The organism is Sphingobacteriales bacterium, assembly GCA_016699615.1.
Classification (GTDB): Bacteria; Bacteroidota; Bacteroidia; order Chitinophagales; family JADIYW01; genus JADJSS01.
Genome location: CP064984.1, coordinates 536,177 through 557,042 on the forward strand (window position 1 = coordinate 536,177; position 20,866 = coordinate 557,042).

General features: G+C 29.8%; 22 protein-coding genes and 1 tRNA gene. 6 read left to right on the top strand and 17 right to left on the bottom strand.

What is annotated here, in order from left to right:
• Positions 1–106: 106 nt before the first annotated feature.
• The 5 genes from IPK18_02640 to IPK18_02660 form a co-directional block, all read right to left on the bottom strand.
• The gene (locus tag IPK18_02640) at positions 107–1,357 is read right to left on the bottom strand and encodes a DUF1015 domain-containing protein (protein QQR98448.1); all 1,251 of its coding nucleotides are present in this window, start codon (positions 1,355–1,357) and stop codon (positions 107–109) included.
• A gap of 59 nt (positions 1,358–1,416) precedes the next feature.
• Positions 1,417–2,001 (bottom strand): 3-isopropylmalate dehydratase small subunit, encoded by a 585-nt coding sequence (leuD, locus tag IPK18_02645; GenBank protein QQR98449.1) that lies wholly within the window; start codon positions 1,999–2,001, stop codon positions 1,417–1,419.
• A 23-nt stretch (positions 2,002–2,024) separates the two neighbouring features.
• On the bottom strand, positions 2,025–3,410 hold the full coding sequence (gene leuC, locus IPK18_02650; GenBank protein ID QQR98450.1) for a 3-isopropylmalate dehydratase large subunit: 1,386 nt from the start codon (positions 3,408–3,410) through the stop codon (positions 2,025–2,027).
• A 91-nt stretch (positions 3,411–3,501) separates the two neighbouring features.
• Positions 3,502–4,794: an anthranilate synthase component I family protein gene (locus IPK18_02655; GenBank protein QQR98451.1), complete on the bottom strand. Its 1,293-nt coding sequence runs from the start codon at positions 4,792–4,794 to the stop codon at positions 3,502–3,504.
• Between the two features lie 9 nt (positions 4,795–4,803).
• Positions 4,804–6,054, bottom strand: coding sequence for an adenylosuccinate synthase (locus IPK18_02660; GenBank protein ID QQR98452.1), 1,251 nt, complete (start codon positions 6,052–6,054; stop codon positions 4,804–4,806).
• Between the two features lie 151 nt (positions 6,055–6,205).
• Between IPK18_02660 and IPK18_02665 the strand changes: the two genes are divergently transcribed.
• From IPK18_02665 to IPK18_02675, 3 genes are all read left to right on the top strand, one after another.
• Complete coding sequence (locus tag IPK18_02665) at positions 6,206–7,201, top strand: M28 family peptidase (GenBank protein QQR98453.1); 996 nt, start codon at positions 6,206–6,208, stop codon at positions 7,199–7,201.
• A 75-nt stretch (positions 7,202–7,276) separates the two neighbouring features.
• Positions 7,277–7,350: transfer RNA gene (locus IPK18_02670), tRNA-Ile, on the top strand.
• A gap of 206 nt (positions 7,351–7,556) precedes the next feature.
• The gene (locus tag IPK18_02675) at positions 7,557–7,730 is read left to right on the top strand and encodes a hypothetical protein (GenBank protein QQR98454.1); all 174 of its coding nucleotides are present in this window, start codon (positions 7,557–7,559) and stop codon (positions 7,728–7,730) included.
• 626 nt (positions 7,731–8,356) lie between these two features.
• Here the strand turns inward: IPK18_02675 and IPK18_02680 are convergent.
• The 5 genes from IPK18_02680 to IPK18_02700 all read right to left on the bottom strand — a co-directional run bounded on the left by IPK18_02680 (position 8,357) and on the right by IPK18_02700 (position 13,598).
• Positions 8,357–8,515 carry a hypothetical protein gene (locus tag IPK18_02680; GenBank protein ID QQR98455.1) on the bottom strand — a complete coding sequence of 53 codons (159 nt, stop codon included), beginning with the start codon at positions 8,513–8,515 and terminating at the stop codon, positions 8,357–8,359.
• Between the two features lie 637 nt (positions 8,516–9,152).
• The gene (locus IPK18_02685) at positions 9,153–9,848 is read right to left on the bottom strand and encodes a hypothetical protein (GenBank protein QQR98456.1); all 696 of its coding nucleotides are present in this window, start codon (positions 9,846–9,848) and stop codon (positions 9,153–9,155) included.
• Between the two features lie 730 nt (positions 9,849–10,578).
• Positions 10,579–11,994, bottom strand: coding sequence for a hypothetical protein (locus IPK18_02690; protein ID QQR98457.1), 1,416 nt, complete (start codon positions 11,992–11,994; stop codon positions 10,579–10,581).
• Between the two features lie 97 nt (positions 11,995–12,091).
• A complete protein-coding gene (locus tag IPK18_02695; GenBank protein QQR98458.1) occupies positions 12,092–12,424 on the bottom strand; it encodes a hypothetical protein in 333 nt (110 codons plus the stop codon).
• Between the two features lie 211 nt (positions 12,425–12,635).
• The gene (locus tag IPK18_02700) at positions 12,636–13,598 is read right to left on the bottom strand and encodes a transketolase family protein (GenBank protein ID QQR98459.1); all 963 of its coding nucleotides are present in this window, start codon (positions 13,596–13,598) and stop codon (positions 12,636–12,638) included.
• A 170-nt stretch (positions 13,599–13,768) separates the two neighbouring features.
• Between IPK18_02700 and IPK18_02705 the strand changes: the two genes are divergently transcribed.
• Positions 13,769–14,194 (top strand): hypothetical protein, encoded by a 426-nt coding sequence (locus IPK18_02705; GenBank protein ID QQR98460.1) that lies wholly within the window; start codon positions 13,769–13,771, stop codon positions 14,192–14,194.
• A gap of 3 nt (positions 14,195–14,197) precedes the next feature.
• Here IPK18_02705 and IPK18_02710 read toward each other — a convergent pair whose 3' ends face one another.
• From IPK18_02710 to IPK18_02720, 3 genes are all read right to left on the bottom strand, one after another.
• The gene (locus IPK18_02710; protein QQR98461.1) at positions 14,198–14,710 is read right to left on the bottom strand and encodes a DUF1761 domain-containing protein; all 513 of its coding nucleotides are present in this window, start codon (positions 14,708–14,710) and stop codon (positions 14,198–14,200) included.
• Positions 14,711–14,771: 61 nt separating this feature from the next.
• Positions 14,772–15,404 (bottom strand): hypothetical protein, encoded by a 633-nt coding sequence (locus IPK18_02715; GenBank protein QQR98462.1) that lies wholly within the window; start codon positions 15,402–15,404, stop codon positions 14,772–14,774.
• A gap of 27 nt (positions 15,405–15,431) precedes the next feature.
• Positions 15,432–15,863 carry a hypothetical protein gene (locus IPK18_02720; protein QQR98463.1) on the bottom strand — a complete coding sequence of 144 codons (432 nt, stop codon included), beginning with the start codon at positions 15,861–15,863 and terminating at the stop codon, positions 15,432–15,434.
• 46 nt (positions 15,864–15,909) lie between these two features.
• On the opposite strand from IPK18_02720, the gene IPK18_02725 reads away from it, so the two are divergent.
• Both IPK18_02725 and IPK18_02730 read left to right on the top strand, forming a co-directional pair.
• On the top strand, positions 15,910–16,083 hold the full coding sequence (locus tag IPK18_02725; protein QQR98464.1) for a hypothetical protein: 174 nt from the start codon (positions 15,910–15,912) through the stop codon (positions 16,081–16,083).
• 77 nt (positions 16,084–16,160) lie between these two features.
• Positions 16,161–17,174: a hypothetical protein gene (locus IPK18_02730; protein ID QQR98465.1), complete on the top strand. Its 1,014-nt coding sequence runs from the start codon at positions 16,161–16,163 to the stop codon at positions 17,172–17,174.
• A gap of 7 nt (positions 17,175–17,181) precedes the next feature.
• Here IPK18_02730 and IPK18_02735 read toward each other — a convergent pair whose 3' ends face one another.
• The 4 genes from IPK18_02735 to IPK18_02750 all read right to left on the bottom strand — a co-directional run bounded on the left by IPK18_02735 (position 17,182) and on the right by IPK18_02750 (position 20,866).
• Positions 17,182–17,826 carry a hypothetical protein gene (locus IPK18_02735; GenBank protein ID QQR98466.1) on the bottom strand — a complete coding sequence of 215 codons (645 nt, stop codon included), beginning with the start codon at positions 17,824–17,826 and terminating at the stop codon, positions 17,182–17,184.
• Between the two features lie 2 nt (positions 17,827–17,828).
• The gene (gene mnmD, locus IPK18_02740) at positions 17,829–18,497 is read right to left on the bottom strand and encodes a tRNA (5-methylaminomethyl-2-thiouridine)(34)-methyltransferase MnmD (protein QQR98467.1); all 669 of its coding nucleotides are present in this window, start codon (positions 18,495–18,497) and stop codon (positions 17,829–17,831) included.
• A complete protein-coding gene (locus IPK18_02745) occupies positions 18,498–18,893 on the bottom strand; it encodes a hypothetical protein (GenBank protein QQR98468.1) in 396 nt (131 codons plus the stop codon).
• A 134-nt stretch (positions 18,894–19,027) separates the two neighbouring features.
• On the bottom strand, positions 19,028–20,866 hold the full coding sequence (locus tag IPK18_02750; GenBank protein ID QQR98469.1) for a hypothetical protein: 1,839 nt from the start codon (positions 20,864–20,866) through the stop codon (positions 19,028–19,030).

Sequence of the window (20,866 nt, forward strand, 5' to 3'; positions counted from 1 at the left end):
ACATTGATGCATACATACAATAGTAATGTCTACAAAACTATTGTTTCATTATTTTGAATAATGCATGTATAAAAAATATGTTAATAAAATAGTAAGTATTAAATTCTTACTTCAGTGAGTTGATGATTAGACCAGATTTTAGTTTCGGCTCAAACCATGTTGATTTTGGTGGCATTATTTTTCCTGCATCTGCAACTTGCATCAATTGTTCTATTGAAACTGGGTAAAACGCAAATGCTAATTGCATTTCATTGCTATCTACTCTTTGTTGTAATGCTTGTAATCCACGAATTCCACCAACAAAATCTATACGTTTGTCTGTGCGTTGGTCTTGTATGTTTAGTATATTTTCTAAAACATATTTTGTAAAAATACTGATGTCTAACACTTCTATTTCATCTGCAAATTCGTAAGTATTTTTCTTAGCTGTTAGTTTATACCAATTCTTGCCTAAATACATAGAAAACTCATGCAATTGTGTTGGTTTATATTGCTGCTCTCCTATTTTTTCAACAATAAAATTCTCTTCTATTTTTGAAATTAATTCTTCAGTACTTAAACTATTTGTGTCTTTAATTACTCTATTATAATCTTGAATTTGCAATTGTGTAGATGGAAATAAACATGATAAAAAATAATTGTAACTTTCATTTCCATCATGTTTTGGATTGGCATCTCTTAGTTGTTTTCCAACTTTAGCTGATGCAGCAGTACGATGATGTCCATCTGCTATATATGTAAATGGCACTTTGGTTGCAAAAAGTATTTGCAATGTATTTATTGTTATTTGATTTTCTATTTTCCAAAGTTGGTGCCTCACTTCTTGGCTATCGACAAAATCATATTCTGCTGTATGTTTTGATATATAATCTTGTATGATTAAATCTATTTCTTGTATTGCTCTATATGCTAAAAAAACCATGCCTGGCTGTGCCATTTTGGTTATCATATGTTTTATTCTATCATTTTCTTTAGCAACTAAAGTGTATTCGTGTTTTTTTATTTTGTCTTCAAAATAATCATCAATAGAAGAACCTGCAACCAAACCAATTTGTGTTCTGCCTTGCATAGTTTGTGCATAAATGTATAGACATGGTGCGTCTTCTTTGATTAAAACACCATCTTCTATTAATTTATCAAATACTTCTTTACCTTTCTGATATACTTTTTCGTCGTATTGTTCAATTGGTGTATCAAAATTTATTTCTGGTTTAGATACGCGCAAAAAAGATATTGGATTGTCTTTTGCTTCTTCTTTTGCTTCTTCAGAATTTAGAACATCATAAGGTTTTGCTGCAACTAAGTGTACTACATCTTTTCTTGGTCTTAGTGCTTGTAATGGTTGTATTGTTATCATAAATACTGGAAAATAATATTTGGTGAATGATTAAAAATAATAAAATATTATTTCATAGTTTATATTTTTGAGTTTTGTTCGTATGAAAGAACTTTATCTTTAATGCTCAACAAATAATCAATATCATCGTATCCATTTATCATACATGTTTTTTTGTATGGATTAATTTCAAAATTTTCTGATTGATTATTTAATGTAATAGTTTGCTTTTCTAAATCTACAACTAATTCTGTTGATGGATTTTCTTCTATGGCATTGAAAATTGATTGTAGAAAATCATCAGATACAATAACTGATAGTAGTCCATTGTTCAATGCATTGTTTTTAAAAATATCTGCAAAGAATGATGATACTACGACACTAAAACCATAATCGTGTATTGCCCAAGCTGCGTGCTCACGTGATGAGCCACAACCAAAGTTTTTTCCTGCTACTAATATTTTACCTTTATACTTTTTATCATTCAATACAAAATCTGGTTTTTCTGTATTGTCTGCATTATATCTCCAATCTCTAAATAAATTATCTCCAAAGCCTTCTCTGTTTGTAGCTTTTAGGAAACGAGCTGGAATAATTTGGTCAGTATCTATGTCTTCAATATTTAATGGAACTGCTGTTGAAGCTATGGTCTTAAATTTATCCATAAAAAAATAATATTCTTAGTTGTCTATAATAATGTTCTTACATCTACAATTTTCCCAGTAATTGCTGCTGCTGCTGCTGTTAATGGACTTGCTAATAATGTTCTGGAATTTGGTCCTTGTCTGCCTTCAAAGTTTCTATTTGATGTAGACACACAATATTTTCCTGCAGGAATTTTATCTTCATTCATTCCTAAACAAGCAGAACAACCTGGTTCACGAAGCTCCATTCCTGCTTCTTTTAGTATCACATCAATTCCTTCTTCTATTGCTTGTTTTTCTACTTGTTTGCTACCTGGCACTATCCAAACTGTAACATCTTTTGCTTTTGTTTTTCCTTTTACTACATCGGCAAATAACCTCAAATCTTCGATGCGAGAATTGGTACAGCTACCTATAAAAACATAATCTATTGGTTTTTGTAATAATGTTTCGCCACGTTCAAAATCCATATATTGCAATGCTTTATCTAAGCCTACATCTTCTTTTTCTGGATTTGGAATTTCATCAGAAATTTTAATTCCCATTCCTGGATTAGTTCCAAAGGTAATCATTGGTTCTATATCTTCGGCTGCAAAAGTATATTCTTTATCGAACACAGCATCGGTATCTGATACTAATAGTTTCCAACTTTCTACTGCTTTATCAAAATCATTGCCTTGAGGTGCAAATGGCCTTCCTTTTATATAATTAAAAGTTACCTCATCTGGTGCAATCATTCCTCCACGTGCGCCCATTTCAATACTCATATTGCAAATAGTCATACGTGCTTCCATGCTCAAACTGCGAATGGCACTTCCTGCAAATTCTATAAAATATCCAGTGCCTCCACTTGCTGAAATTTTTGATAAAATATATAATACAATATCTTTAGAAACGATTCCTTTACCAATTTTTCCTTCTATATTTATGCGCATTGTTTTAGGTCTAGTTTGCAAGATGCACTGTGTAGCTAATACTTGCTCTACTTCAGATGTGCCAATACCAAATGCTATTGCACCAAATGCACCATGTGTAGATGTATGCGAATCTCCACAAACCATAGTAAGTCCTGGTTGTGTAACGCCTAATTCTGGTCCAATGACATGCACAATTCCTTGAAATGGATGTCCTAAACCATACAATTCTATTCCATGATTTTCACAATTCTTAATCAAAGTGTCTACTTGATGTTTAGATAGTGCTTCACGAATTGGTAAATGTTGATCTTTTGTAGGTACATTATGGTCTGCTGTGGCAATAGTTTGCTTTGGTCTTAGTACCTTAATGCCTCTTTTATCTAATCCTGCGAATGCTTGTGGTGTAGTAACTTCATGAATCAGGTGTTTATCTATATATATTACATCTGGTCCATTTGGAATTGATTCCACAATATGTTTTTCCCATACTTTTTCAAACAATGTTTTTCCCATAAAAACGAATTGCCATAAAATTATTGAAAAAGGATTGAAGGATTTTTTATTTTCTATTAAGGTATTATTAAGAAGAGTGTTATATATTCAACTATTTTAATGCATTAATCATTGCCATTGCTTTTAGCTTACATTCTTCGTATTCGCTTTCTGCATCTGCATCAATGGTAATGGCACTTCCTGTTTGTATACATATATATTTATTTTCTTTATTATACAAAATACTTCTGATGACTACATTAAAATCAAAATTTCCTTTTGGTGTAATATAGCCAACGCAACCAGAAAATAAACCTCTTTGTGTATGTTCGTATTTTTCTATTAATTGCATTGCTGCAATTTTTGGTGCGCCAGTCATGCTTCCCATCGGAAATAATGCACGTATTATTTCTGCAAATGTTGTTTCTTTATCTACTGTGCATTTTACTGTAGATATTAGCTGATGCACTTGCTCAAATGTATATAATCCGAATAATTCTTCTACTTCTACGCTGTTTTTAGTAGCAATTCTTGACATGTCATTTCTTACCAAATCAACTATCATTATATTTTCGCTACGCTCTTTTTCATTAAAGTACAATTCGTTCTTTATTGCACTGTCTGTTGCTGTATCTGTGCCTCTTTTTCTTGTTCCTTTTATTGGCTGACAAATAAGTGTTTGCTGAGTTTTCTTTAAAAATCTTTCTGGGCTAGCACACATTAGATAATTATTTGTATGCTTGTAGTAACAACTAAATGGTGCTTTTGAAATTGTATTCAATTGCTCAAATACATTTGTAGTATCTATTGCTATATTTTCAGCAAAATATTCTTGGCAAAAATTGAGTTCATAAATATTTCCTATTCTAATTTCTTCTTTAATTTTATTTACAATATCAATATATGCTGTTTTATCAATTCTATTTCTTATCTCAATTTTTTGATTTGCAGTGTCTGTTTTATGTTTTCTATCTTGCTCAAATAATTTTTTAAATTTCTCAATTCCTTCAAAATTTGTAACTCCAATATCTACTTTTTCGTTTTCGATTCTGATAATATATTTTGGAACAAAAAATTGTATTAATGGATTGTTGATATTATCAATATTTTTAGAACTCAAATTTTCAAAAGTATTTTTCAAATCATAACTTAAGAAACCAAATAACCATGCATTGTGTTGTTGTGAAAAATTTTGAAAATCAGCTAGTAGATTTTTGCTTTCAATTGCACTTTCAAATACATGAAGTGCATCTATTGCAAAGAATGACCCAAAGGTAGAATATGGATAATTTGGGTAATTGTTTGAATCTAAATAACAGAAATAATTAAATTGTTCAGAAAGTTGCAACAGCTTGCGTTTAAACAAATTTATGTCATCAACTGCGTAAGGATAAAACTGGTGCATGTATTCGATTTACAGAACAATCAAAGATTCTCGTTCTGGTCCATTTGATACCATAGATACTTTTGTTTCCAAATATTGTTCTATAAAACTTATATAGGTAGACAAGGTTTCTGGTAGCGCTTGGCCATTTATTATCTTGCCCCAAGATTTAAAATTTTCTACAATAGGTTCAATTTCTGTGCTCAACAAATCAAAAGGCAATTCGTTTGTTGTTTTATCATCATATTGATATGCCGTACACACGCCAAATTCTTCAAATGCATTTAATACATCTGTTTTGGTAATTACCAAATCTGTTACACCATTTAACATACATGTATATTTTAGTGCTGGCAAATCTATCCATCCACATCGTCTTGGTCTTCCTGTAGTAGCACCAAATTCGCCACCTTCTTTTCTTAGTTTCTCGCCTACTTCATTATCCAACTCAGAAGGAAATGGCCCACTACCAACTCTTGTGCAATATGCTTTTGTAATGCCTATCACTTTGTTGATTGCACTTGGTGGTACACCCAAACCTGTACACACAGCTGATATTGTATTGGAAGATGTAACAAATGGATATGTCCCAAAATCAATATCTAACATAGAACCTTGTGCACCTTCTGCCAGAATTTTTTTACCAGCTTTTATTTGTTGATGGATAAAATAACTAGATTCTGTTTGTTGGTATTCTTTTAATCTTTCAATTGCCTCAAACCATATTTCTTCTTGAGGTTCTAACTCAAAATTATAATTATAAATTTGTAATAATTGCAAATGCTTACTTTTCAGCAATTCGTATTTTACTATAAAATCATCTTCAAGAATATCTCCTATTCTAAGTCCATTACGACCAGTTTTGTCCATATACGTTGGTCCAATTCCTTTGAGCGTAGAGCCAATTTTAGAATCGCCTTTTGATGACTCTGATGCAGCATCTAATATTTTATGTGTTGGTAGTATAATATTAGCACGTTTAGAAATAATCAATCTATCTTTTACACTTATACCATCATTTTCTAGGTTATCAATTTCTTTTATCAAAGTAACTGGGTCAATCACGACACCATTACCAATGAAGTTAATTTTTCCTTCTCTAAAAATTCCTGATGGTATTGTGTGTAACACTTGTTTTTTTCCATTTATCACTAATGTATGTCCAGCATTTGGTCCACCTTGAAACCTTGCTATAACATCATATTCTTCGGCAAGGTAATCAACGATTTTACCTTTACCTTCATCGCCCCATTGTAATCCTAAAATAACGTCTACTGACATAATATTGCTTTATATTTTTTCAATTTCTTTCTGTGGTCTGAAAATGAGAAATTTAATTAAAATAACCAATTTTATTGTGTCATTTTTTTGTTAGTGTTTTTCTTTCTCAATAATTTTACAATATTTTTATATTTTAGCCTAAAATATCTAAATGAAAATCAGATTAGCTACAATAGCAGTTTTAGTTGCTGTATTGTTCACCATAGGTTGCAAAACCAAACAAAAGGATAATCAATCAACAACTACAACGCTAGAAGAAAAAAAAGTTGAACGACCTACCTTTTCTTCTGATTCAGCTTACTTATATATTGAACAACAAATAGCATTTGGCCCCAGAATTCCAAACACTACACCACAAAAGAAATGTGCCGATTATCTTTCCAATAAATTAAAACAATTTGGTGCTAATGTAGTTGTGCAAGAGACAAAATTAACCATCTATGATGGACGTACAGTTCCTTGCTACAATATTATTGGCACATACAATCCTACATCAAAAAGAAGATTAATGTTGTTTGCACATTGGGATACAAGGCCATTTGCAGACAGAGATGTTTCGGAAGCTAGCAAACCCAATTTAGGTGTAGATGATGGTGCATCTGGCGTAGCTGTACTGCTAGAAATTGCAAGACAATTGCAAGCTAAACAAGCAGAAATTGGTGTAGATATTATGTTTTTTGATGTCGAAGATTTTGGTCCACCAATGGATAAAGAAACATCATATGCTGATGGAGATTATTATGCACTTGGCACACAATATTGGTGTCACAACAAGCATATACCAAATTACACTGCTGATTTTGGCATTTTGTTGGATATGGTTGGTGCTAAAAATGCCACATTTACCTACGAAGGTATATCTATGCAGTACGCAAGTAGCTTGATGAAAGATGTGTGGCAAACAGCACATCAGTTAGGTTTTGGCAGTTATTTTCAGAAAAGAAATACAGCACCTATTGTTGATGACCACTATTATGTAAATACCATAGCACAAATACCATCTATGGATATAATATATAGAACCTATGAAACCGAAACAGGATTTGCAAAACATTGGCATACGCAAGAAGATAAGTTGGAAAACATAGATAAAAACACTTTGCAAGCCGTAGGAGAAACTGTTTTAGCAACAATTTATAATTTTTAAAAAAATCTCTTTATTATTTGAAAATAAAAATGTACTTTTGCAGTCGCTATTCAGTTTTTGTATTGAGTATAGCAGGGTCTTATATCACATCCTGTTAGAGCACCTGACTCATAATCAGGGGGTCCCAGGTTCGAGCCCTGGTGGGACCACAAACTTTATAAAAGCACCTAATATATTAGGTGCTTTTTTTATTATATCTTGATGTTTTAACCTAAATTTGTAGTGTTTTTGCAATTTGTTAGATAACTTTTCCGATTTGTTATCTACTTTTTCCATTTTGTACGGATAACCGAACTCTTTATTACATAAAAGCTGTAAAGGTGGCTGTGCTTCTTTTGATGATTTAAAAATCTATATGCAAAGTGCAGTGCAAGATTATAATAACAGACCTTACCATGCATTGGGTGGACAAACGCCTTTAGAAGTTTTAGCTGGCAGTACTACCAATTATAAAATTTTAAAAGCTGATAGCATAAATGCAAGAACAGCACGCAAGCAATATAACCAACAACAATGTTGTATAGCTTAGATGCTGAATTGAAGCTATATTTTATAGCAAACAAATTAATAAATTTAAACTATTTATTTTAACCACGAAGTACGCAAAGTTGGCACTGAAATAAGACAAATAAATTAGCTCATACCAATAATTTTATACAACAAAAATACTAACATATAAATACTTGATTTTTATTTATGTACGGATAACCGAACATTTTATAGCATAATAGCTGTAGAGGTTGCTGGGGAAATTATCTCTTGATAGTTGGTACATATATGTTATCTACCTTAATAAAGTATTCACAAACGGTACTATCTTTTTCAATAAATAAATCATTGTCTAAATAAGAGTTGTAGAAAATAATATTTAATATCCGTCCGTTTGAATCATAAACTATAGAATAACGTTTTATGTTATCTATATAATAATCCCAAATGCTATCTCTAAGAAAATTTGTACAAACTGTTAATCTATATTCATCATAACTATTATAGTAATAAAAAGAATCAATTGTTTTCCTTATTTTTCCTTTTGATTCATATTTTGGTGAGCAGTTAGCATTATTGTTAGTACTACACAAAGTTATAAAAACTATTATTAACAATAATATTCTAAAAATAAAACTCATAATTTCACAATTTATCTATAAATAATCATCTTTTTACTTTCTTAGTACCTTGTTCAGCTGGTTTCACATTTGTATCTGTATTTTTATTATCAAATTTAGCACCATAATATATTTTCCCAAATGTAACCTCATCGAATTGTCCAGAATCTATTAGTTTTTTTCGTGTATCATTTAATTTATTCATTGCTTTTTCCCCTACAAATTCTTCATAAACTTCATTCAACTAATATAATATTTATTTTCTGGATTTATTACAAATATTTGTATTTACTTTCTTTGTCTTGATACAAGAGTGTAATACTTACTTTTTTTCTTGATAAAAAAAGTAACAAAAAAATCAAGTTCAAGCTGAGGCACTTTGCCATGCTCTTGGCTTCAGCTCTAAAAATCTTACTTCTTTAAATCATCTTGTTGGTTTTGTTTGTGCTTGTTTAATGTTTGTATTATAACATAAATATCTTGCTGTGTCTTTTTTGCACGATGATTTCAGCCGTTTCGATTTTTCTTCACCGCGTGCTGACGCTTGAACGTTCTTTATGCAAAACTTTCTTTACGCTCGACGCTTATTTTCTTAACACTATTTTTCTGATGCCATTTTTTTACCTAAAAACCGAACGTTTTATAATATAAATATTATTAACTATTTACTGTAAGCGTGTTGGCTTGCAGTTGTTTGTTTTTTTTTTTTGCAGGTGACGCTACGCTATAACACCTGCCAAAGGCGAGTTTTTGTTGTTGGTGAAGAACACCAACAATGGCGAGGTTGGGCGGTTGACAGGTGACGCTTGCCTACGCTAAAACAACGCTAAGCTAAACACCTGTCACGGGCGAAGGTTGCTGGGGTAAATAAGTGTGTCTTTAGATATTATTTTCCATGTATAACTACCATTTGGCAAATAAACATCATACTTATTTTTATCTACATTAAGAAAAATAAGCTCTGTAAAACCTACCTTTTTACCTAGTTTCATAAACTTTAAATGATAACCACCATCACTTTGATATGGTAATGATGAATCTGTTCGTTCACATACAAATATAGTATCATTGTATTTTTTACTATACATTTTTTTTAGTAATATAAATGTACACACTCCAAAAGGAGAATCTGCATATACTTCAATAGTAGATTTCAAATGCATATCAAAATTAAAAAATAATTGTTGATGCATATTTTTATATGGATATTTAGTTTCTTTTGATTTCTCTTGTAATCTTTTATAATCAATACTTAAACAATATAAATTTTGATTTTCTATTCTAAAATAACCTACTGTATCCAATAATGTTCTACCTCTGCCCTCCATAATTAACATATTAGAGTATATATTTTTATCTAATTTTTTATATATTGGCATATTTATAAACTGGTATTTATAAATGGTATCATATTTTAAATTCGAACTCCATTTGTAATATGCACTTTCAATTTTATCTACCTTTTCATAAGAATTAATATCTTTTCTCTTACACATAGAAAAAAACAATAGAATTGTTATAGCGATTTCTAATCTCATTTACTTTTCGCTGGGCTTTAAAATATTTTCTAATAATTTCCTCTGCCTTTGTTGGTTTTTAACCAACAAACTACAAATTCCCATAACCTTCATTCATCTAATTTAATATTTATTTTTTGTATTTGTTACATGTATTTGCTTTTTTCCTTGATGAAATTGTGTATTTACTTTCTTTGTCTTGATACAAAGAAAGTAACAAAGAAAAATCAAGGTTTACGAAAAATGACGCTAAAAATAATCGTCTTCGCTAAAAGTTTTTAAACTTGTTCTGCTTCTTCTAAGCAGAACTTCAAACAGCAAAACTTTCTTTACGCTCGACGATTATTTTCTTTACGCTATTTTTCTGATGCCATTTTTTTACCTAAAAACCGAACGTTTTATAATATAAATATTATTAACTATTTACTGTAAGCGTGTTGGCTTGCAGTTGTTTGTTTTTTTTTTGCAGGTGACGCTACGCTATAACACCTGCCAAAGGCGAGTTTTTGTTGTTGGTGAAGAACACCAACAATGGCGACGAAAAATTACGCTAAAAATAATCGTCTTCGCTAAAAGTTTTTAAACTTGTTCTGCTTCTTCCAAAGCAGAACTTCAAACAGCAAAACTTTTTTTACGCTCGACACTTATTTTCTTAACGCTATTTTTCTGATGCCGTTTCTTTTTTTTACAAAAAAAAGCACTGATAAAATAATTATCAGTGCTTAGTATAAATTGAATCAACTAAAAATATTTATTTAGAAATATCCATTCTTGAAAGTAATAATTTATCTCCTTTTTCAGTCTCTGATAGATAGATAATATACTTTCCTAATTCAACTACATTTTTTGATGGGAAAAGATAAAACTTTTTCTTCTCTGCTTCACCAAGCAATTTAAAATCTGATGCTGTACCTTTGTCTAAATCTAAGGTACCATATTGAACACTAAATAATGGAGCCCATGTTTTTGTTGTTGTTTTGGTGAACCAACTATAATCTTCATCCGTTTCTTCGTGAGTTGCTCTACATATATTCATCATCCAGTATAATTTGCTTTTATCAGCAGATTCTGTTAGATAACTCGTAGCTGGGAACATATCAGATGTCAATGGAGAACGATTGAAAAATCCTGCTGTTTCTTTTTGGTCTAAGAACACACCGTAGTTGTGTTTTAGATTACCTTGACCATCAAACTGAAACATATATACTCCTTGATATAGTCTTGAGCCTGCATTATAATCTGGACCAAATGGTTTTTGTTTTGCTACTTTAAAATCTTGTCCATTTATTAATATATCATTTTTACTTGTGAAGTATATATTGAATGTCTCGAATCTTTTACCATTAAAATCAACTATCTTCTTTTGTCCTTCTGGTTTTACTGCTTTAGAATTAAAATCAGCAACTGGAGTTTCTTTTATAAAGTCAAATTTTCCATTTACTAATTTTCCAAGTGTAAATCCAGTAAAATTCATTTCATCAAGCATGGCATCTATTGCCTCTTGTGTAACACCCATATCTTTGTTGCCTGCCAAAGTATTACCCATATTTTTTAATGCACTAAACATACCGCCAGATTTTGCAGTGGTATTTTCTGTAGCTTTCTCTTCTTCATCTGCTGATGTCGTAGCAACTAACTGTGTTTTATATATTTTATCAATATATGTTCCTGTTAAATCTTTTGTAATGCTTGGTCCATAGAAGAACAATTCATTATTCTTCTCATAAACTTCTAAAATTCTCCAGCCATTAGTTGGTGCATCAAAAATCACTTTCTCTTTAATGTTGCCTTCTGGACTAATTCTATAATATACTAATTTATTTGGAACAGCTGTTGTTTTCTTATTTATATTTCCTTGTGGAGCAAATACTACAATCCAATCTCTAGGTAAATCATCATTATTCAATGCATGATTTTCATCTTTAAGTGGTTCTGCAAAAATTGGTGCATGTGGCTCATTAAAATCTATTTTTGATAATACTGAGATATTGACTTCATTGTCACATTTTATTAGGTCGTAATGAAGATAAGAACCCAAAGCATCTTTTGGAGAATCTTGTCTTCCTGCGATTACTAATATTGAACTATCTCTATCTACTTCATAAGCACCTCCTCTGAAATAATATTTTTCACCTGCATCACTTGTTGGCTTCACCTTTTCCAACATTTTTACATTTTTTATATATGTACCATACCACCATCTATATTTCCATGTAATTAATTTTTTCTAAAAACTAATTTACCACCCATTGTTGTAGATGCTGTTAATCCATTTGTGTAGTATACATCTCCCTAAAATTAAACCATTTATATCTACTTCTTACTTTTTCTACATCCCATTCTTCTTTTTTAGTATCTTTTAATCCCAAATCAATATCATAAGTATAGGTTTCAATTTTTACTTTCTTTTGGCTAGATGGTAACACATATACCAAATCAAAAGTATTGTTTGCTTGGTTTGTTTCCACTCCACCTAGATATCCATTCTTGGCTTTTCTAGATATGTCATAAGAAACTTCTTTTACTTCATTTTGTGCAAAAATATTGTTAAATAAAACAATACTCAAAAAAAGACATGCAATTTTTACGTACTTCATAAGTAGTTTTTTTCCAAATATATACAAAAAAAAACAAAAATGCAAATAAAATTCTTTTAAAATACTAATATCTTGAGCAGAAAATTAGCTATTACCTTGAAGGAAATATTTACTTTCCATCTATATAAATTATATAAAATGAGTGTTATCGATAGAAAGAAAAAACAAATAAAATATACTATATAATAATTAAATTACCAGAGGCAATTATTTATTTTCTACTAATTACTTTTTCTACTTTTTCTATGATGTTTTTTGGCATTAGTCCATATTTTTCTAATAATTGGTCTGGTGTGCCACTTTCGCCAAAGCTATCGTTTACAGCAACAAACTCTTGTGGTACTAAATGGTTTTGGATTAATACACTTGCAACACTTTCGCCTAAACCACCAGCCATTTGATGTTCTTCTGCTGTAACCACACAACCTGTTTTCTTTACTGATTTTAATATTGCTTCAACATCCAAAGGTTTTATAGTATGCATATTAATAAGTTCTACAGAAATACCTTTTTTTTCTAATTCTTGTCCTGCCAAAACTGCATGCCATACTAAATGTCCGCAAGCAATAATTGTAACATCTGTACCTTCTGATAGAAATTGTGCTTTGCCTATCTCAAAATTTTGGTCTTCTGCTTCTGTAAAAATTGGCCAAACAGGACGACCAAATCTTAAATAAGTTGGTCCATTTCTTTCAATAATTGCTTTGGTTGCTAATCGTGTTTGGTTGTAATCGCATGGCACAACAACTGTCATGTGTGGCAACATTTTCATCAAACCTATATCTTCTAAAATTTGGTGTGTTGCACCATCTTCACCTAATGTTAGTCCTGCGTGTGAGCAACATATTTTCACATTTTTATCTGAGTAAGCTACAGATTGACGTATTTGATCATACACTCTACCTGTTCCGAAATTTGCAAAAGTTGTAGCTACTGGAATTTTTCCGCCAATAGTTAAACCAGCTGCTATTCCAATCATATTTGCTTCTGCAATACCTGTTTGGATAAAACGTTCTGGAAAATCTTCTATAAATTTTTCTAATTTTAGTGAACCCACTAAATCTGCACAAAGTGCAACAACATTTGGATTTTGTTTTCCTGCCTCGTAAATGCCTACACCAAATCCGCTTCTGGTGTCTTTTTTGTCTGTGAATGTAATATCTTGAAGACTCATTTTGTATGAAATTATGACACTAAAATAGTTTTTTATTATCAAAATCTATAATTAAGTATTGGTTATGCAATAAAATTGAACATAAAACGTTATGCTTATGTGTATTTTAACATTTTTTGATATTTTGGTATGATTATTGAATAAATTGAGTTAAATTTGTAATAATAGCATTGAAAAGTAAATTCTACATATTATTCTTTATCTTCTCTGTGTTGGCTTTTGCGCAGCAATTGCCACCTCGTGCATTTGAAAAATATGATAATAAAGGAAATAACGAACCTTGTGTTCAGGTTTATTTGAATACTACACCAATGGCTTGTGGCAATATGATTTCTAAAAAGACAAAAGGATTGATTACGGTATCTAAAGATAATATTAATAAAATTTATTTCAATATTACAGTAAAATCTAGTACTGGGAAAAATGAACCACCCGTTTATTTGCGTTTTATTAAAGTAAAACAAATGGACATTCAAGAATTATTGCAATATACACAAGATGGCGACGAAATTTTTATTGAAGAGTACGTGCCTGCTGTGAATAAGATAGATTTGAATTGTACACCAACTAATTTTGTGGTGCACAATCCATCTTAAATTTTATCCTAAGGAATTTAAGTCTGCGAATTGACAGATAAATCCACCCATTAGAATAAGACATACAATCCAATAACCTGAATTGATTGCAATATATTTGAAACCTTTGCGTTCAAACAATGCATTTGTGGTAACCATTGGCAATGCTAATCCTATTCCAGCAATTGCACCATGTAGTGCACCGTGTTTAAAAGTTCTGAACTCATTACCATAAGTTTGCATTACACTACCAAATAATTGTTGTGTAGCCTCTTCCGTAAAATGATTTTGCAGCATTCCGAAAAATCCCATTTGGTGTATAACTATTCCTGATAGAGCAAATGCTATGAAAACGCTTAGAACATATGCCAATCCAAATACTAATAATGGATTGAATCCTTCTCTGAGCTTTTCTTCTGACACTCCAACTGTTTGCATCCAAGCATTACCAAATACTTTTGGATTGTACCAAATTGAGCCTACAATCATTGGAATGATTCCTGCAATTGCCATAGTAAGAAAAAAGTTTATTTGCATAATTGTTAATTTAATTGATGCAAATTAAATAGAATATATGAGAAAGGCAAATTGGATGGTATTAAAACTTATATCCAAACCCAATTTTTAAAAATCCTAATGAACCAAATCCTAGTTCAGTAAAACCAAAACAATTTTTACCATGAACTTCTAGCCCTAAAGCATTTAATTGGAATGCAAAACCAATTGTTCTATCATTTGGAGTATTATTTTGAAAATTTTTATATTTTAGTGTATTTACTGTCACACCTATATCTAATCCAGAATACATTTTCAATCTATTTTTATCAAAAAAATAAAAATTTGACCCAATCAATATTCTATACAAATTATCAATTTTATTAAAACTCAAAGCTGGATTTACATTTGTATATCTCGCATTTATCCTATCAAAAGCAAATGATGTATTAACTGTAACAATTTTATTTATTCTTCTAAAATAACCTATATAAATAGTTGGAAAATATTGATATTTTTTTTTAAAGTTCTTATTATCAAATCCAACACTAAAGTCTCCGATACTCGCAATAGATTGAGTAATTGGTAAAACTGTAATAGGTAGAATTCCAACACCTATTTTGAATGAATTTTTCTTAATTGATATATCATTATTTTGGCTATAACTTTCTGAATCCTGCGAGTAGATAAGGACATAACCCATAATAAAAATAATAGTAGCTATATTGCTTTTCATAATATAAATTTAATAAAATTAGATGATTTAATTGCCATTACATGATGAAACTTTATCAACTTTAATTCTATTGTCTCCTAATGTACTTTCACAATATCTCGCATATGTACTATTACCCCTTTCATAAATTGCAACAATATTGTTAGATTGATTCCAAAGCGTATCGAATCTATAACTAGGTGGTGCTTGGATTATATACTCTGGTTCAATACCTCTAATTGATAGTTTTACTTGAATAATACCTTGAGAATTTGTCATCTTATTTCTGACAAAATATGATTTTGCAATTCCATTATCAATTTCCTCTAATGCCGAGTTTAAAGCTTCTCCAACATTTACATTTATTTTCATATCATTTAAGTTAATTCCTAGAAGCTTAAAGATATCTGATGGTAGATTAACACATAATTTAACTTCTGCTGATATTAAATCATCATCTCCATCAAGCCATGCGCCCAAAAATATTTGGGGTAACACCTAATTATCTATTAGGTTATAATGATAAATGGATATAGGTTATAATGATAAATGGATAATAAATACAATTTCAAACTGCCAAGGCGTTGCATCTGAGAATGTTTATCTTAATGACACTAAAATTATTAAAGAACTAATAGTATCATTTGAAAGGCATAATAATAATATTTTAGAAATACTATCAAAAATAAACAAACAATAGAATTCATTGTTTGTATTTATTTTTATATTTGTAATATTATGCTCCATAGAAATCTTTTCTTAATCTATTTTATAATATTGACTAATTATCATATAAAAGCACAAGAGGCGAGTATTTCTGACACCTCGCTTTGGATAAAAACTCCTTTGAAATTTGTGTCTGCTTCAGTAAAATTACCATATACATCTACTTTAGAAAAAAAAGATGTGTACACAGCAAAAGGTTTGCAAAGTTTGTATTATTTAAAAGCTGAACACAAAGCATTAGAACTGAGTTTTACTGCATCAATGCGACAAGTGAGTGCTAAAGAATATAAAAAAGCCTTGCAAGAAGAAATTAATAGATTGGCTGTACAGTTTGGTGGCTATCCAACTACTTATAAAGAAAAAGATAAAAATGGATTGAGTTATGAATATGTTCTCATTTACTTGTCTGATAGAAAAACAATTTTTAGCAGAATCTATTTTATTGATGACTATCTGGTGATGCTAACTGGCATTGCTCCTGAAAAAGATAAGTATAATAATATTGTACAATTCTTTTTGAATAGCATGATATATAAGAAAACAAATTCTACAGTAGTTAATCAAAAGTCAAAAAATGCAAAGAGTAAAAACAAATCATCTAAAAGTAAAAGTAAGAAAACACCAGAATGGTATCAATATAATGACAGTAGTTTTATTGCAAAATTTCCTGCTGAGCCAAATATAAAAAAATATTATATACAAAATAATTCAATTGAATCATACCTTGTGAATAATTATTATTTTCAATATAGTGAAGACAATAGTGCCTATTTAATTTCTGAGCGAAAGTATAATTTTGCTTTAGGTATTAGCTCTGATTCTTTGTTTAACTTGGCTATTCAGACTTTAACGAAAGAACAAAAAAGTAAAATTTTGTCTGAGCAATATTTGTATGCTTATCAATTTCCTACCAAAGAATATATTTTTAGTTCAAGAAAAGTGTACTATAGGTTGCGTTATTATTTTGCGAATAATACATTGTATCAAATTTTATATTCTGGAAGTAAGCAGCAAGTGTATGATTTAAAAAACGAACAGTTTTTTAGCAACTTTACTATCAAATAGTTTGTATTTAATTTTGAGTTTCGTCTAAAGTAATTTCTTCAAAATGAATTTCTTTGGGTAGCTCAAATTCGTTGGGTTTAAAGCTTGGATTTTCGTCTAATTTAACAAGATTACTTTTGATTGTTTTGCCTTCCATTTCCAATTCAAAACTCAATGGAATGTTTTTCCAAACATAATATTTAATTTTACTTTTTTCAATTTCCATTTGATAAACATCACATTTTTTTCCACCAACTGTTTTACTTTCTAGTGTTTCTAATTTATATTTTTCTCTAAAACTTTTATTTACTTTTTTGAAATTGAAACGTTGTGCTAAGATATCATCTTCTGTTTGGTCAAGTTTTATTTTTGTTCCACTCTTGCTGCCTTCTTCCCAAAAGTACATATAATCTTTATCTAAAATAGTTATTGTAGTAATCTTAGTATTACCATTTAAAAATCCAGATTCATCAGTTTTTATTTGCTTATACTTATCACCATAATCATCAAACATCAGAATGGTTGTGTTATTATTCAAACCAAGAACATCTAATGTAGATTCTACACTAGCTTTTTTAATTCCATACTTTCCATTTAATGCATTACTGTTTGATTTTGTATTATTTTTGCATGTAATAAAGATAATACAAATAATAAATATATATTTTTTCATTTTTATAATTTTATAGCTTTTGTCATTTCTCTTTTTCCTTTTGGTCCATGCAAAGCAATTACATTAAATCCTGCTGTTTTCAGATTTCGTTTTACACTACCTTTGGCACAGTAAGTTACTAAAAAACCATCGTCATTTAGAATGGCAAATATTTTTTCAAATATTTCTACTGTCCATAAATCTGCTTGCGCTGATGGTGCGAATGCATCATAATATATAATATCAAATTTATTTGTTGTTTGAAATTGATGTATATCTGTGATGTATTTTTTGAAAGTGAAATTATTATTTATATGCAATGTTTGTTCGTGCTTTGCTTGGTGCATTTCAAAGAAACTAGAATGTTTATAATTGTTATCACTATTATATAATTGTGTGTAAACATTTTCTTCAATTGGAAATTTTTCTATTGTGTGGTAGTCTACTTTTGTATTGTTTTGCATTGCAAAATCTATGGTAAGTAATGCATTGAGTCCTGTGCCAAAACCCATTTCCAAGATGGCAATATTGTTTTTTGATTTTGCTTTTTCTACTAAGCCAGCATTGATAAATACATGCATACTTTCTTGCACTGCACCATGTACTGAATGGTAGTGTTCGTCAAACTCTTCTACAAATAATGTGGAAGAACCATCTGCTGTGGTTTTTAACTCAGGATACAAAATTGGCAATTATGGTTTTAATAATTTAGAAAAATAGGTTTGAGAATTATTAAATATTTTAAGTAAGTATATATTTTTTGATAACAAATTTTTAGTAATATTTATATCATAATTTCCATTCTCAATATTTGATTTTTGTTGGTGTATTATTTTCCCATCAAGTTGTAAAAGCATCACATTATATGTACCTTTTAAAACATTTTTATTTTCTACTACAATATTATTGTTATTAGAAAAATATGATTTAATATATTGAGAATTTTGTGTTAATGCTGTTGGCAAATCAAACTTAATACTATCAACTAATGAATATGCAATTTTTCCGTCTATTGTATTTGCTTTTATTCTATAAAATAATATTGAGTTGTTCACTGCATTTATGTTATGAATAAAATTATACAGCATTCCATCTAATGAATATTGTACTACATAGTTTCTAATATTTGCATCTTTTTCAGTTTGCCACTCAAGATATGTATCATTATTTATTTGCTGTGCATCAATTTTAATTATATTTGGAATATTAGATATTACTGGATTTACCTGACTTCAACTAAATAAAATTCACCAAACTTATTAGTGTTTATTTCTACATAATATCCATTATCAAAAGGCACAAAATGTATACTATCTTGATGAATAAAATCGAACAATCCATTCACGTAATTATTATCTTTTAATACGTCAATATTAAACCCATTATACCTCAATGCTGCAATATCATTCATTGAGTTTGCATTTGGATCATTGTTTATCAATTTCAGGTATTCATTGTTCAACAAATACAATCTAATTTTATAATTTCCTTCAATGTTGTTTTGTGGTAGTATGCTCCAATTTCTTGGTACTATTGTTCTATCTAAATAGTAATCTATATTATTTGTTGTTTTATAACCTACATTAATATTTCCTAGATTTTTATTGTCGTCAAATATTTGTGCAATTAACAAATCATTTTTCAATATATCAATCCAACCATTGCCACTTGAGTTTGCTACTACAAAAACAGAATCTGATGGTGCTATTTCATGATTGCCTGCATATATATGTAAATCATCTATTGCTAAACCTTCTCCAACAACACTTGAGTTTGAGACAAATTTTATTCTCAGCAACACTTTAGATTTATCAATACTTGGATCAATAACAATTTTAGTTGATGCAACTTGCCAAGGTACCAATGTTCTGTCCCATTTATCTATTCCTGTTGTATTGTTGTACCAATTTGTGCCACAGTTTGCGCAACCTAATTTATTCCAAGTGATTGCATTTAAGGAATATTCTGCCCAAGCAGAATCATACAAACTTTGTATGTCTTGTAAATGATGCATTGCAATTGTTGGATATGTATTCAAGTTATTTAGATTGAAGCAACCTAAATACAATTCTGAATTTTCATTGAAATTATAATTTCCGTACAATGAATTTGTCCATGCTTTTTTATCTTCTGCTGCGGCTCTTGTATAATATTTTGATGGTGTACCATATGTCCAACTACTGTTGTTAATATTATAAGGAATAAGACTTGCTTCGCTTTCAAATGTATTTAAATATGGTAATGTTTGGATATATTGATTTGCAATGTAGGTCAATGTTTTTGATGTATCATTTGTTTTATACATATCTGGCTGGTGTTGTACAATAGTTCGTATATCATATTTTCCAACTTGCATAATATGTAAAGGTTGATTAAATACATAAGTCATTGTATCATATGGCAAAATTGGATTTGTTATAGTTTCTACAACTGTGTTTTGTTCATTAACTGAATATGCTACATCTATATTATTTTGAACCTGATTAGAATTGTTTTTTATAATTATTGTAATTGGTATAAATGTATCTTGCGCTAAACATATAGGAAATCTTAGTGTATTCGCAGAAATATTTTGTACATCATTGTTTGCTGTATACAAACAAATATCATCGAAAGAGTAGCCACCATTGGTAGATAATCCTGTTGCTGCATTTGTACTTTGTGTTTTTATTTTTAATTGCGTTGAAGTTGAAAAATTTTGATTGTTATTTGTTTTTAAAAGTTGCTGTAGATTGATGGCTTTTACATTTTTATATATACCATTGTCTAGCTTATTTTCAAATAGGTTGTAAATTGGAATCCATGCTAAAGTATCGTTTCCACGTGCAAATAGTGTATCTTCTGGATTTGTTTCATTATGGCTTAAATAACTAAAATCTAAATACACAATAGAATCTATATAGTTGTTTAAATTTAATGTAATTATGTGTTGATTTTGGGCAATCACAGTTGTACTAGTGTTGTCTAATGTCAATGCATTACTTCCTGAATGTGCAAATAAATTTCCTGCATTTGTTCTCCATCTTGCATATCTGCTTGCCCAATAATCAGCGTATTGCAT

What these genes read in the sequence shown, in the direction of transcription:
- IPK18_02640 (QQR98448.1), bottom strand. Translation starts at nt 1,357, where the DNA reads ATGATAACAATACAACCATTACAAGCACTAAGACCAAGAAAAGATGTA.
- leuD (QQR98449.1), bottom strand. Translation starts at nt 2,001, where the DNA reads ATGGATAAATTTAAGACCATAGCTTCAACAGCAGTTCCATTAAATATT.
- leuC (QQR98450.1), bottom strand. Translation starts at nt 3,410, where the DNA reads ATGGGAAAAACATTGTTTGAAAAAGTATGGGAAAAACATATTGTGGAA.
- IPK18_02655 (QQR98451.1), bottom strand. Translation starts at nt 4,794, where the DNA reads ATGCACCAGTTTTATCCTTACGCAGTTGATGACATAAATTTGTTTAAA.
- IPK18_02660 (QQR98452.1), bottom strand. Translation starts at nt 6,054, where the DNA reads ATGTCAGTAGACGTTATTTTAGGATTACAATGGGGCGATGAAGGTAAA.
- IPK18_02665 (QQR98453.1), top strand. Translation starts at nt 6,206, where the DNA reads ATGAAAATCAGATTAGCTACAATAGCAGTTTTAGTTGCTGTATTGTTC.
- IPK18_02675 (QQR98454.1), top strand. Translation starts at nt 7,557, where the DNA reads ATGCAAAGTGCAGTGCAAGATTATAATAACAGACCTTACCATGCATTG.
- IPK18_02680 (QQR98455.1), bottom strand. Translation starts at nt 8,515, where the DNA reads ATGAATAAATTAAATGATACACGAAAAAAACTAATAGATTCTGGACAA.
- IPK18_02685 (QQR98456.1), bottom strand. Translation starts at nt 9,848, where the DNA reads ATGAGATTAGAAATCGCTATAACAATTCTATTGTTTTTTTCTATGTGT.
- IPK18_02690 (QQR98457.1), bottom strand. Translation starts at nt 11,994, where the DNA reads ATGTTGGAAAAGGTGAAGCCAACAAGTGATGCAGGTGAAAAATATTAT.
- IPK18_02695 (QQR98458.1), bottom strand. Translation starts at nt 12,424, where the DNA reads ATGAAGTACGTAAAAATTGCATGTCTTTTTTTGAGTATTGTTTTATTT.
- IPK18_02700 (QQR98459.1), bottom strand. Translation starts at nt 13,598, where the DNA reads ATGAGTCTTCAAGATATTACATTCACAGACAAAAAAGACACCAGAAGC.
- IPK18_02710 (QQR98461.1), bottom strand. Translation starts at nt 14,710, where the DNA reads ATGCAAATAAACTTTTTTCTTACTATGGCAATTGCAGGAATCATTCCA.
- IPK18_02715 (QQR98462.1), bottom strand. Translation starts at nt 15,404, where the DNA reads ATGAAAAGCAATATAGCTACTATTATTTTTATTATGGGTTATGTCCTT.
- IPK18_02725 (QQR98464.1), top strand. Translation starts at nt 15,910, where the DNA reads ATGGATATAGGTTATAATGATAAATGGATAATAAATACAATTTCAAAC.
- IPK18_02735 (QQR98466.1), bottom strand. Translation starts at nt 17,826, where the DNA reads ATGAAAAAATATATATTTATTATTTGTATTATCTTTATTACATGCAAA.
- IPK18_02745 (QQR98468.1), bottom strand. Translation starts at nt 18,893, where the DNA reads ATGCTGTATAATTTTATTCATAACATAAATGCAGTGAACAACTCAATA.
- IPK18_02750 (QQR98469.1), bottom strand. Translation starts at nt 20,866, where the DNA reads ATGCAATACGCTGATTATTGGGCAAGCAGATATGCAAGATGGAGAACA.